Genomic DNA, 13609 nt, shown 5'->3' on the forward strand with positions numbered 1-13609 from the left:
ACCGAAGGATTTGTCAACAAATTAAAGATGATTAAAAGAATGTGTTATGGACGAGCAAGCATAGAACTTCTCAAAAGAATGATGATTTGTGTATAAGGCAGCAAATGTGAACAAGACCCAATAAATTTTCCCGCAGGGGTAATATTTTTTAATAATCTTATACATGCTATAACGCTGATTGCCAACACTCTTTAAATAAGCTGTTTTTTAGGGGGATATTGTCGGTTTTGACAATTCGGAACGGGATAGGTAAAGGCCGCTATCGGTCGTTTTTATATATAATATGGAACAATTTAGTATCAAGCATCCCGCTTTTCCATTTCGGCGAGCGGAGCAGGTGCGTGCCGCCAAAGCCAGTACGAAGTGGGCCTGGAGACGCTCTCGGACTACCTCGAAGCGCAGGCTTTGTGGCAGCAGGCTTATGAAATGCAGGTCGATGCGCGTTTTCAGCTCTATTTGAATTATGTCGGTTATCTCAAAGCAGCAGGGGTGTTGTATGATTCCGTTCCTTATCTGTCGAAGGAAAAATGACGAATCGAGAGCAATGTAATAAATATTACCTATCAGTTGATAGATAAACCTTATCCTTGCATCCGGTGTTAGTATATAATAAATGCTTACATTGCACAAAACTCATTTAAACCGGAAATCCCATGAAAGAGAAAATCGATCAGTTGGCGGCGCTCAATCACCAGGCAGAGTTAGGTGGTGGAGAAGACCGGATCGCCAAGCAGCATGCGGCAGGGAAATTGACTGCCCGTGAACGTATTGAACTGCTCCTTGAAAAAGGAAGTTTCGTCGAAGTAGACAAGTTCGTCACCCACCGTTGCACCGAGTTCGGACTCGAAAAACAGCGTCCGTTGGGCGACGGGGTGGTAACCGGCTACGGGATGATAGGTAAACGCACGGTTTTTGTCTTCGCCCAAGACTTCACGGTCTTTGGCGGCGCCCTTTCCGAAACATATGCGCGTAAGATTTGCAAGATTATGGATATGGCGATGCAATTGGGAGCTCCGGTGATCGGCCTGAACGATTCGGGCGGGGCGCGTATCCAGGAAGGCGTCCGCTCGCTGGCCGGATATGCGGAAATATTCCTGCGCAACTCGCTGGCTTCGGGTGTGATCCCGCAGATCAGCGCCATCATGGGGCCGTGTGCCGGAGGAGCCGTTTATTCGCCTGCGCTGACCGATTTTATCTTTATGGTGAAAGATTCCAGCTATATGTTTATCACAGGCCCCGAAGTCGTGAAGAGCGTGACGCAGGAAGAAGTGACCATGAACGAGCTGGGCGGCTCGGAAGTGCACAGCACGAAATCGGGCGTTGCCCATTTCACCGCCGACAACGACATGGAATGTGTCATGAAGATACGCGAACTGATGTCCTTCCTGCCGAATAACAACATGGAGGAACCCCCGTTTGTCCCGACTACCGACAGCGCGAACCGCATCGACGAAAACCTGAACAACCTGGTCCCGACCAATCCGAACCAGCCCTACGACATGCGCGAACTTATCGTTTCGGTTGCGGATGACAACAACTTCTTCGAAGTGCAGGAAGAATACGCCCGCAACATCCTGATCGGCTATATCCGCCTGAACGGGAAGACGGTCGGGGTCGTCGCCAACCAGCCGGCAGCTCTCGCCGGGACGCTCGATATCAATGCGTCGGTCAAAGCCGCCCGCTTCGTCCGTTTCTGCGACGCGTTCAACATCCCGTTGCTGACGTTTGTGGACGTGCCGGGCTTCCTGCCGGGCGTCAACCAGGAATATGAAGGCATTATCCGCCACGGGGCCAAGCTGCTGTACGCCTATTGCGAGGCGACCGTCCCGAAAGTGACGGTTATCACGCGCAAGGCCTACGGAGGCGCCTACGACGTGATGAGTTCCAAGCATATCCGCGGCGATATCAATTTTGCCTATCCGACCGCCGAGATCGCCGTGATGGGGCCGGACGGCGCCGTCAATATCCTTTTCCGCAAAGAGCTGAAGAAAACCGAAGACGTAGAGAAGAAACGCAAGGAGTTGCAGGACGATTACCGCGAGAAATTCGCCAATCCGTACCGTGCCGCCGAGTTGGGATATGTCGACGAGATCATCGAACCGTCGGTAACCCGCCCGCGCCTGATCCGCAGCTTCGAGCTCTTGGCCAACAAACGGCAGTCCAACCCGCCGAAGAAACATTCCAATATTCCACTTTAAAACGCAGCTGTTATGATTAAGAAAGTATTAGTAGCCAATCGCGGCGAGATCGCTATGCGCATCTTTCGTACCTGCCGCGTGATGAATATCCCCACCGTTGCCATCTATACGCATGTCGACCGTGGCGCCCTGCATGTCCGCTATGCCGAAGAAGCCTACTGCATCTCCGAGGATGAGTCCGACACTTCTTATCTCAAACCCGAACTGATCCTCTCGATCGCCAAGAAAACGGGAGCCGCCATCCATCCCGGTTACGGTTTCCTGTCGGAGAATGCCGATTTCGCCCGCCGTTGCGAGGAAGAAGGCGTGATCTTTATCGGTCCGAGCGCCGACGTGATCGCCCGTATGGGTGTCAAGACCGAGGCGCGTAAGATTATGGCGGCAGCCGGTGTCCCGATCGTCCCCGGAACGGAAGAACCTGTCTCCGGCCTCGAAGAAGCCCGCCGCGTGGCAGTCGAAGTCGGCTACCCGATCATGCTCAAAGCCCTTGCCGGAGGCGGTGGAAAAGGGATGCGCCTGGTGCGCGACGAGGCCGGGCTGGACGAGGCTTTCCGCCTTTCCCGTTCCGAGGCCGCCAATTCGTTCGGCAACGATGCCATCTATATCGAAAAATATATCGAACATCCGCATCATATCGAAGTGCAGGTGTTAGGCGACAAATACGGGAATGTGATCCATTTGTACGACCGCGAATGCTCCATCCAGCGCCGCAACCAGAAAGTGATCGAAGAAGCCCCGTCGCCCTTCGTCAAGGAAGAAACGCGCCGGAAGATGTTAGAGATTGCCGTCGAAGCCTGCAAGAAGATCGGCTACTACAGCGCCGGGACGCTTGAGTTCATGATGGACAAGGACCAGAATTTCTACTTCCTCGAAATGAATACCCGCCTGCAGGTGGAACATTCGGTGACCGAAGAGTGTACCGGTGTCGATCTGGTGCGTGACATGATCCTCGTCGCAGCCGGCAACCCGCTTCCCTATAAGCAGAAAGACATCGAGTTCCGCGGAGCCGCCATCGAATGCCGCATCTATGCCGAGGACCCGGAGAACAACTTCATGCCGTCGCCCGGAATCATCAAGGTGCGCGAAGCCCCCGAAGGGCGCAACGTGCGCCTGGACAGCGCCGCCTACGCCGGTTTCGAAGTCTCCCTCCATTACGACCCGATGATCGCCAAGCTGTGCGCCTGGGGCCGTAACCGCGAGTCGGCCATCTCCAACATGGTGCGCGCCCTCCGCGAATACAAGATCTTGGGGATCAAGACGACGATCCCGTTCCACCAGCGTGTGCTGCACAACGCGACATTCCTTTCCGGCAACTACGACACGACCTTCATCGACACCAAGTTCGACAAGGAAGACCTGAAACGCCGCCAGAGCAATGACCCGCTTGTCGCCGTGATCGCTGCCGCTATCAAGCATTTCGAGCAGGAGAAGGAAGCAGCCGCACGGGCAACGACCGTCCCGCTCGTCGGAGAATCCCTGTGGAAGTATTACGGCAAGTTACAGATGACGGCCAATAATTATTAAAACAACATCCTTGTCCCCGCACTTGATGCGGGGCCGCAAAGGAACTGTCGGGATAAAGGCAGTGTCCATGCGATCCCGCGTCAGGCGCGGGAACGAGGTAAGTAAGGAGGAACTTATTATGTCAGCAAAAGCATTAGCGACCTATTTCGCAACAGTAAACGATATCCCTGATACCGAATTTAAAGTGGAAATTCTCGAAGACGGCCCCGTAAAGAAGGTTTCCGTCAACGGCAAAATCTACGAAGTGGACTATAATATGGGAGGCGACACGATCCATTCGATCATCCTGAACCACAAATCGCACGGCGTCCAGATCTCGAATATCGGCAACGACGTCTATGAGGTAAAGAATAAAGGCGATTATTTCCAGGTCCAGGTGATCGACGAATTGAAGAAGATGCGCCAGTCCCGCATCCGTTCCGCCGCCGCCGGCCGCCAGGTGATCACCGCCCAGATGCCGGGCGTGATCCTCAAGGTCAACGTCAAGCCCGGCCAGGAAGTGCAGGCGGGAACTCCGCTCTGCGTGCTCGTCGCCATGAAGATGGAAAACGAGATCCGCAGCCCGATCGACGGTGTGGTGAAGGAAGTGTATATTAACGACGGCGACAAAGTGTCTGTCGGCGATAAAATGTTAGTGGTAGAATAGTTTTTTGTTCTTTTTGTGATTTTCATGGTGGTGAAAGGGAGGATCTCCGAAAAGATTCTCCCTTTTGTTCGTTTTATTTTTGACATTTCTTTTTGCCCTGTCTTTTTAAATTCTTACCTTACCCGCCAGTTCCGAAAAGGGACGGATTCCGACAAAGGGCCCAAAAAAATAAATTGGACGCTTTGCCGGGTGACAAAAGCATCAAAAAAATAATTTGGGCCTTTCGCGAGCGGAAAAGCCTCGAAAAAAATAAAATGGAAGCTTTTTCGCCCGACAAAGGTCTCAAAAAAAAAATTCGGGCACTTTTTCGCCCGGCAATGGGGCCACACCGGAAAACGGGTTTGTTGTCGGGCGGCAATGAATTGAATATAAATCTTTAAATCGAAAAAACATGAAACAAATCATCGATTTCAACAAAACAAAGTTAGCGGCAGAAGCCTCTTACCAGTTCCATCTCGGCATTCAGGCGCGCATCAAGAAGGAAACGGCTGATAAATTGGAGATCACCGAAGAAATCGTTCGTTACGACAACGGTATCGCGCGTATGGATCGCGCCCTTGAATGCTTGTCGAAAAGCGCGTTCACTGCCAAAATGAATGTAGCGGACGGCAAACGCGATAAAATTATCAGGATTTTACAATCACAAGTAGCATCCCCGGAGGTTTATCCCGATGTCGAGGATCAGGAAGCCTGCATGCATTTGAATATCCTGCTCGAATCGTATAAGGACATTGCGAATGCCGCACAGGAAAAAGAAACCGGCATGTGCCGCAACCTGATCCAGGATTTCAGAAGCGATGCCTTTAAAGCGGATGTTACGAAACTGGGCCTCGACAAATGGGTGACACGCTTGGAAGAGGCCAACGAAGAGTTCGACGCAATGGTCGAAAACCGCATCTCTGAAAACCAGACGAAGGTCACCGGCGGTGTAGCCGAACCTCGTAAACAAACGGAACTGGCATATGAAGATATTGTGGCAAAAGTCAACGCCCTGGTGCGTGTCTATGGCGAAGCCAAATATGCCGATTTTATTGATTATGTCAATGCCCGTATCGCTTACTTCAAGACGATCCTAAGCCATAAAGGTATCAAACAACCGTCCAACCCGCCGAATAATCCGGATATCCCGTCATCGGGCGGAGAGGAAGAACGCCCCGGCGAATTGTAAGCCGTTATTTAGATTGAATTGTCCGTTTTTAAGATAACACCGGTTATTCATTTTGGAATGGCCGGTGTTGACTTTTTTGTCTTGCACAAGTCAAGGCGATTCGTTAGTTTTGCTACCATTATAAAACAAAAATGTTTTATGTCTAATCTAAAAATATAGATTTATGAAAAAAGTTTTTACATCGATTAGTATGGCGCTATGCCTCATGGCGTCTTCCTTTACCACCTCTGCACAGACTGCACAACTCAGCGAAGCGCAGAAAAAAGAAATCCAGAAAGAAGTATTGCCGGTCGTATTCGAACAAATCAAGCAGCAAGCCGGCCTTGACATCCTGGGTTGGGCACAGCCGCAGTTGACTTCGGATTTCATTGGAAGTTTGCCAGTATTGAATGCTCAGAGTGGTCTTCGGGCTACAGAGCCTACAGCTTTTAATGTCAAACCGGATAGCATTATGGTTAATGTTGCTGCTATACCGGATATTCCTCCTGTAATGGTAGGCATGATGGGGGATATCAAAGTATCATTTGACAATCACAAGAAGATCATAGTCCCTCTGATAGGGGAAATGGTATTCGGACGCGGTGTTGAAATCGAAATGCCGGGTGTTATCAATGTTACATCTTCAAAACTTGGCGAACTGGCGGTAATCAATATCACGACTACCGGTGGAGAAGGCGATTTAATCCCGTTCACGATGGATATGACGATTTCTATAATGAATTCGGAGGTAACGCCAATGTTAGGCATCTCTTTTACGCAGAATACGACAACACATGCGTTTGAAGCGGCAGTGGATCTCCAGGCTGGTATGAGAGCTATCATGGAGTTGATAAAAGGTTTCAGTGGAGAGACAACAGAGACTGAAGAACCGGCTTTGGACTATGTCGTAAGTATTAATCTGCCAGGGATGTTAGCTACCGGTGAGCTTCCGGTTTCTCTTTATGGCATACTGGAATCGGCTCCTGATAACAGAATCCCGATGGGAGATGCTGCTGTTGCTCTTGATCTCACTGGTAAAATGCCGGTTAAATATATAGGTCTTACCTCTTATGAAAATGCAGTAGCTAAGGGATGGCGCAAACTTTGGTTCAATATGGAACAGAAGACGGCTCAGGATCTGGTCTTGACGATCGACAATTATGTTTATACGACAGAGGCAAAGACCGATTCCGCTTTTGGTGGTAAGACAATCATTACCATGAGCGATTATTCAAAAAGCATGACGCTGACAAACGCTCAATCTGCCCTGAGATCTGTGATCGATCGTGTCGTTTCCGAATTGGCTACAGAAGGCAAAGCATCTATGTATGAGATGCAGATTTCAACAATTGTGGGTGATATAAATGCTGATGGCATACTGGATAATAAAGATGCAATGCCTGTCATGGATATTCACGTGACACCGTCTGTTTCCGGTACGAACATGCTTGCTGCTATCAATATCAAGTCTTATGATTATGATGAAGAAACTGGAATTCCTACCGTTACGGAAATGGATGTGAATGCGGCTCTCAGCATGACAAGCGAAGTGATTAAAGTCGATGTCGTACCGGCTGGTGCTGCGGCTCCGCTTGCAAGCGCTTATTTGAAATCGAATGCGTTCGGCGTCGTAACAAGCAACGATGATATCACAATCAATACCGTAAAAGTAACGCCGGTAGACGGTGGCATCTATATCGACAATAGCGGAAAGGCAACCTATCGTATCGTTAATATGAGCGGTGCTACGATCGCTAACGGAACTGTTTCGGGTGACAACGCTTACATCTCTACCTCTTCTTTGGCAAAAGGCATTTATGTAATTGTCGTAACAGAAAATGGCGTCAGCCAGTCTGTGAAATTCGCTCGTTGATTCAGGTTTTGATCTGGAATATTTCTTTTTTAAGTGGCGCCGGTTGTTTCTTCGGAAATAACCGGCGTTAACTTTTTTCCTTTGTTTCTCACATCTCTATTCTGTATCTTCACGTCGTTTTTATGTATAATTTAAATAGAAGTTTATGAAGAAAAATCTGTTATTTGTGTTTACGATGTTGTGTGCGTTGAGTTTCTTCACCGCCTGTAGCGATGATGACAACAAGAAGAATGAACCGGAAGGGGCAGTGCTGTTGAAGGGCACACAGACTTACAGCGCCGAAAAGCTTTCTCTCAAATATGGAGACAGCCCGCTTTTAGGTAAAGCGATCATATTTGCGACCGAAGATGGCAAAACCGGAACGATTAAGATGGAAGGTGTGTTTGATCCGAGTATCATCGAAGACCTGTTGCCTTCAAAGACTGAGCAAATGGTGTCATTAGCTCCGGGTGTTGTTCCGGGTGAAGTAACAACTATGTTTAATGTCAATCTGACTCAGGATGGAAATAAATACACATTCGAAGGCACAGACTCCAACAACGGCCGCGAAATGAAGTACGCCGGTACGGTCGATTCCACCTCCATGACCTTGGCCGTCAACGTCACGATGCCAAAGAACGATCTGTTGGGGACTTGGAACTTGGCTCCGATCATTCCCGGCGAAAGTGCAGCAGAGGCAAATAAATCGCAACCTCTGACGATGTCATGGGTTTCTTCCACGCCTATAAAAATAGATTGGAATTGGATTGATCCGCAGATGCCTGCAGGGACGATGATGGAGATGCCTGTTGATAATGTCGTTAAATTGTTGAGTAGCCTTTATGCATCTCCTGCATTGGCCGGAGCTTTGGAAAGCATTACTTTCCAGACTGATGGTAATATTGTTGCTTCTTATAAGTCGAAAGGACAGGCCGATTGGCAAACTTCTCCCACTAATTTGGCTCAATATTACATTAAAGACAATAAGATGTTTGTCCAGTTGAATATCGACAACATCATTGCCACGGTGATGGCTAATAAAGGTACAAAAGCCTCGACCAAAGCCGGCTTTGTCGATATCATTAATGGATTTGCTTCTCTTTTGTCGAAAGGGGTCCCTATGAATTATGCAATCAAGAGTGATGCGGCTACTATTTCTGTAGACCAGACATTGCTTCTTCCGTTGCTGTCGTTATTGGCTGATGAAACGATTGTCACATTGCTTCTTCCCAATATCCCGGAAAACTACCAGACTGCTGCCTCTGAAGTATTGAAGCAATTGCCGGAAATCATTAAAAATACAACAGAAATGAATGTTTCTCTACATTTGGTAAAGAAGTAAGAAAGAGCTGTTAGTATTCGGATTATTTCTGTATAGGGCTTAGGCTCTAATATATAAACCCTGCAAAGGCGATGATTTATCGACCGCTTTTGCAGGTTTTTTTATAATCTTATCTCGGTGCTTTCTGATACAAATAAATCGCGATAAACGTATACAATATATTGGGAATCCAAGCAGCCATTGCAGGGCTTAGGCTGCCGTTGATGGCGAAGGTCGATGTGACGGTGGTGAAGAGGATATAGGAAAAACTCAGTGCCAGTCCGATACCGATGTTCAATCCCATGCCTCCTTTGATCTTGCGGGAGGAGAGCGAGGCCCCGATGGAGGTCAGGATGAAAGCGGCCATGATGGCGGCAAAACGTTTGTGATATTCGATCTGGAACGTCTGGATATTGCCGATCCCCCGTCTCTTCTGGCGGTCGATATAGGTGGACAGTTCGGGAGATGTCATCGTCTCGCAGTCGTTGACCGAGATCAGGAAGTCCGAAGGGACGATCGTCAACGTGGTGTCCATGCGGCTTCCCTCGGTGATATGCTCGCGCATCCCGTCGAAGTCGCGGATCATGTAATCGATCAGCGTCCAGTTGTAGAGCGAATCATATTTGATGGAGTTTGCCGTAAGGCGTGAAATCATCTTCTTGTCCTCGAAATGCTCCAAAGAGAAACGGTATCCCATCCCGGAACGCGCATCATAGCGGTCGAAATAGGCGATTACGCCCGGCTCGATCTCCAATTGGGCGGAACGGACATAGTCTACCTTCTTATTCTTGATATATTTGTTTTGAAAGTCGATACGCGTGGCATTGGCAGGCGGAATGATATAAGCGTTCAGCGCAAACGTACTGAGCGCAATGATCGCTGCCGAAATCGCGTAGGGCAACATCAGCCGCCGGAAACTCATCCCGCTCGCCAGCATTGCGATCACTTCCGAATTGTCGGCCAACTTCGAAGTGAAGAAGATAACGGCAATGAAAGTAAACAACGGACTGAACAGATTCGCAAAATAGGGGATGAAGTTCATGTAATAGTCGAAAACGATCGCTTTCAACGGCACGTCCGGACTCAGGAACTTGTCGATCTTCTCATTTATATCGAAGACAACCGAGATAGCGATAATCAGGGCAATCGCAAAGATGTAAGTGCCTAAGAATTGCTTGATGATGTACCAGTCTATCCGTTTCAGTTTGAATTTCATGTGACAGTTTGCTTATAACCGGTTTGATAACTGACGGACCATCTCACTCTTCCAGGTCGTGAAATCGCCGGCAATGATATGTTTGCGTGCCTCTTTGACGAGCCACAGGTAAAACGCGAGGTTATGGATCGATGCCAGTTGAAGTCCCAACATCTCGTTCACCTTGATCAGGTGATGCAGATACGCCTTGCTATAACGCGTGTCGATAGCCGAATGAGCGTCCGGGTCGATAGGAGAGAAGTCGTTCTCCCATTTCTTATTGCGCATATTGATCGTGCCGAAGCGGGTAAACAGCTGTCCGTTGCGCCCGTTGCGCGTCGGCATGATGCAGTCGAACATATCGACACCCCGTTCGATCGCCTCTAAGATGTTGATCGGCGTACCGACTCCCATCAGGTAGCGGGGCTTGTCTTTCGGCAGGATTTCATTGACTACTTCGATCATCTCGTACATCTTCTCGGTCGGTTCGCCTACTGCCAGGCCGCCGATCGCATTGCCGTCCGCACCCTTTTCGGCTATATTCTCGGCAGCTTTCCGGCGCAGTTCCGGGTAAACACAACCTTGCACAATCGGGAAAAGGCTCTGCTGATAACCGTATTTCGGCTCCGTAGAATTGAAACGTTCGAAACAACGGTCCAGCCAACGCTCTGTCAGGCCGAGGGATTTCTTCGCGTATTCGTAATCGGCATCGCCCGGACAACATTCATCGAAAGCCATAATGATGTCCGCTCCGATGATCCGCTGGATATCCATTACCTTCTCCGGGGTGAACAGATGCTTGGAGCCGTCGATGTGCGAACGGAACATAGCGCCTTCTTCATGCAACTTGCGGTTTTCGGAAAGAGAGAATACCTGGAAACCACCGCTATCTGTCAGGATCGGCCGGTTCCATGTATTGAATTTGTGCAGTCCGCCTGCCTGTTCCAATATCTCCAGTCCGGGACGGAGATACAGATGGTATGTGTTTCCTAAAATGATTTGTGCGTTGATATCTTCCTCCAACTCGGTCATGTGGACACCTTTAACCGTGCCCTGCGTGCCGACCGGCATAAAAATAGGCGTTTCAATTACTCCATGATCAGTGGTAATCAGACCCGCCCTTGCATTTGATTTTGTGTCGTTATGTTGTAATTCAAATTTCATGGCTGCAAAGATAAAGAAAAGGCCTTACTTTCACAAATAAGGCCTCATAATATAGTCGGTTATAATCGTTAATCAGAAACCGAAATCGTCGACCTCGACTTCTTTGACTTCCTCTTCTTTAGGCTTCTCGACGAATTTATGTTCCACATTCGATTTGACGATGATGGCGCGCATCGGACGTACCGGGCAGATCGATTCGCATCCGCCGCATCCGATGCAGAGGTCGGGATCGATTTGCGGGATCGTCAGTGTCCCTTTGTATGGAACCATGTGTACGGCCTGGGTCGGGCAATGCTCTGCACAGGCGCCGCAGTCTTTCTCTTCTGTATTGACGACACAACGGCCTTTGAAGAAAGTGGCAATGCCGACCTGTGTCGTTGTCTTCTCTTCGACAGTCAGAGGCTTGATCGCACCGGTGGGACATACGTCGGAACAAACCGTGCACTCGTAATTACAATAACTGCTGATATAGGCCAAACGCGGTTTCAACATATAATCCAATCCGTATTCCAGCCCTGTCGGGCGTAAAACCTGGCTCGGACAGCGGACGACACAGATCTGGCATCCCGTACATTTATCTTTGAAACGTTCCAGGCTGATAGAACCCGGAGGCGTGAGGGGAGGCCATTTCTTTCTGCCTTTTCTGTTCATTTTCCCTTTTCCTTCTCCGGCAATCGCTGATACGATCGGCAACGAGGCGGCAACTGTTGCGCCTGTTGCCAGGAATGTACGGCGGCTGTTGGCGTTTGCCGGCTGGCCGGATTGCGATGCGGTCGGAAGTTGCAGACGATATTGCAAACCGCCTTTGGCACAGGAAGAAACACAATTGAAGCAATCTACGCAACGGGACGTATCGACCGTCAGGTTTTTGCTGTCGATCGCTTCCGCCTTGCAGGTATGTTCACAGTTTCCGCAATGCGTACAGGCTTCCTTATCGAAAGTTATGCGGAAGAACGAGTGGCGCGAAAAAAGGCTCAACAAGGCTCCGACAGGGCAGATCGTATTACAGAACAGCCGTCCGCGGAAAACAGTCATGACGATGAAAACAAGCAACGCGACAGTTGCCGCGATCAGACCGGAGACCGTCACGGTGCTGATCGTCACATGGAACAACGAATAGTTGTCCACTTTCATCAGCAGGTCGGCAAGTATGTTATTCCCCCACATCACGACCGGACGGAACAGGCTTGCCGCAATACGTCCGAAATTGCTGTACGGGTCCAAAAGCAGGCACAACCCGCTAAAACCGAAAACAGCCATGACCGCCGTAATTGCCAACAGCACGTAGCGAAGCCAGTTCATCGGCTTGTGGTAAGTAAAACGGCGGCTTCCTTTCTTCTTTTTCTTGCCGATGCAAAACAGACGGTTGATGATATCCTGGAATACGCCTGCCGGACATATCGTGGAACAATAAATACGTCCGAATACAAGTGCCAGCAAGAACTGGAAGACGATCAGACCGACCATCCCGCCCAACAAGGCCGGCATCAGTTGCAGATGCAGCAAGCGGTGTACACTATCCGGTAAAACTCCCGAAAAGTCTACGAAAAACAAAAGTATGGGTACAAAAAAGAGGATTGCGAGCAAAACTCTCAATCCCTTTAGATAATTCCGTTTCTTCATCAGATCTTAATACGTTTGATGTTTATTTTTTTCAGATCGGTAGAACCCAATTTAAGAGCTTCCCCTTTGCCCAGGTGTGAGACAGCTGCCATATCCAACTTTTTTACCTGATTGAACAATGCAAGAGCGGCAGTATCGACAGCTACGATATTCGGGGAAACGATCATTGATTTCAACATTGCTACGTCGGCCGCACTTTTTCCTTGCGGGCCGTTTTGGTGCATCATGCGGTAAGCATCCACGATGTGCAGCGCCGGCTTCTTCTGCCATGTACAGATGTCGGCGATGCACTGTTGCAAGTCGTTCTGGTGGAAGAAACGGCGATCCCAAACGATCCCCATCATATTCTTCATTGCGCACGATAACTTGGCGCCTCCGTGGTTCTTCAGGATGGGAACATTGATCCAGACATCCGCTTCGATCAGCGATTCGTGTATCTTGGCTTTCTTCAGCGTCACACCGTTGGGAATAGCTACTTCTTTGAAATATTTCTCGTCGTTGCCCGGCATGATGATACCGCCTGCTTCCTTTACGGCGGCGGCGATACCGCTTGTCTCGTAACATTTCTGCCAGTTGTCGCACGTATGGTCGAATACCGTCACCTTTTCGGCTCCTGCCTCGAAACATTTCTTTACGAGTGCCTTTACCAACCCCGGATTCGTATTTCCGGCGAGTTCCGGCGTACGGTCCCATCCGATATTGGGTTTGATAACGACTTTTTGTCCTTTCTTGATATATTTACCGATGCCGCCAAGCGCTTCTAACGCCTTGTCGAGCATGACTTCCGGTTCACCACCCATTACTGCTACCAGATCGGGTACTTGTTCTACTGCTACTGTATTCGAGGAGAGAGCAGCCTGTAATCCTTCAAAATTCAGAGATAAGGCTGCACCTGCTACAACACTGGTCTTAAGGAAATCGCGACGTTTCATCTTGTTC

Annotated in this window: 10 protein-coding genes and 1 pseudogene; 7 read left to right on the plus strand and 4 right to left on the minus strand. The window is 49.2% G+C overall.

What is annotated here, in order from left to right; all coding sequences use genetic code 11:
* Positions 1 to 348: 348 nt before the first annotated feature.
* The 7 genes and pseudogenes from H8S65_RS03125 to H8S65_RS03155 all read left to right on the plus strand — a co-directional run.
* Positions 349 to 531, plus strand: a pseudogene (locus H8S65_RS03125) (hypothetical protein); the annotation flags it as partial.
* 122 nt (positions 532 to 653) lie between these two features.
* Entirely contained in the window at positions 654 to 2198 is a 1545-nt protein-coding gene (locus H8S65_RS03130) for an acyl-CoA carboxylase subunit beta (protein ID WP_186928513.1), read from the plus strand.
* 12 nt (positions 2199 to 2210) lie between these two features.
* A complete protein-coding gene (accC, locus tag H8S65_RS03135) occupies positions 2211 to 3722 on the plus strand; it encodes an acetyl-CoA carboxylase biotin carboxylase subunit (RefSeq protein WP_186928514.1) in 1512 nt (503 codons plus the stop codon).
* A gap of 118 nt (positions 3723 to 3840) precedes the next feature.
* Complete coding sequence (locus H8S65_RS03140; RefSeq protein ID WP_186928515.1) at positions 3841 to 4368, plus strand: acyl-CoA carboxylase biotin carboxyl carrier protein subunit; 528 nt, start codon at positions 3841 to 3843, stop codon at positions 4366 to 4368.
* Between the two features lie 391 nt (positions 4369 to 4759).
* Positions 4760 to 5536 (plus strand): DUF6261 family protein, encoded by a 777-nt coding sequence (locus tag H8S65_RS03145; RefSeq protein ID WP_186928516.1) that lies wholly within the window; start codon positions 4760 to 4762, stop codon positions 5534 to 5536.
* 163 nt (positions 5537 to 5699) lie between these two features.
* Positions 5700 to 7388, plus strand: coding sequence for a T9SS type A sorting domain-containing protein (locus H8S65_RS03150; RefSeq protein WP_186928517.1), 1689 nt, complete (start codon positions 5700 to 5702; stop codon positions 7386 to 7388).
* A gap of 145 nt (positions 7389 to 7533) precedes the next feature.
* Positions 7534 to 8709, plus strand: a complete 1176-nt coding sequence (locus H8S65_RS03155) for a DUF4925 domain-containing protein (RefSeq protein ID WP_186928518.1) — start codon at positions 7534 to 7536, stop codon at positions 8707 to 8709.
* A gap of 109 nt (positions 8710 to 8818) precedes the next feature.
* On the opposite strand, the gene H8S65_RS03160 is transcribed toward H8S65_RS03155, so the two are convergent.
* The 4 genes from H8S65_RS03160 to H8S65_RS03175 form a co-directional block, all read right to left on the minus strand.
* Positions 8819 to 9904 carry an LptF/LptG family permease gene (locus tag H8S65_RS03160; protein ID WP_186928519.1) on the minus strand — a complete coding sequence of 362 codons (1086 nt, stop codon included), beginning with the start codon at positions 9902 to 9904 and terminating at the stop codon, positions 8819 to 8821.
* Positions 9905 to 9916: 12 nt separating this feature from the next.
* Positions 9917 to 11047: a tRNA guanosine(34) transglycosylase Tgt gene (tgt, locus tag H8S65_RS03165; RefSeq protein WP_186928520.1), complete on the minus strand. Its 1131-nt coding sequence runs from the start codon at positions 11045 to 11047 to the stop codon at positions 9917 to 9919.
* Positions 11048 to 11119: 72 nt separating this feature from the next.
* Complete coding sequence (locus H8S65_RS03170; RefSeq protein WP_186928521.1) at positions 11120 to 12670, minus strand: 4Fe-4S dicluster domain-containing protein; 1551 nt, start codon at positions 12668 to 12670, stop codon at positions 11120 to 11122.
* Positions 12670 to 13602: a DUF362 domain-containing protein gene (locus tag H8S65_RS03175; RefSeq protein WP_186928522.1), complete on the minus strand. Its 933-nt coding sequence runs from the start codon at positions 13600 to 13602 to the stop codon at positions 12670 to 12672. The genes H8S65_RS03170 and H8S65_RS03175 overlap by 1 nt, the downstream gene beginning before the upstream one ends.
* Between the last annotated feature and the right edge of the window lie 7 nt (positions 13603 to 13609).

Origin of the sequence: Parabacteroides hominis (assembly GCF_014287585.1) — a bacterium.
GTDB lineage: Bacteria > Bacteroidota > Bacteroidia > Bacteroidales > Tannerellaceae > Parabacteroides > Parabacteroides hominis.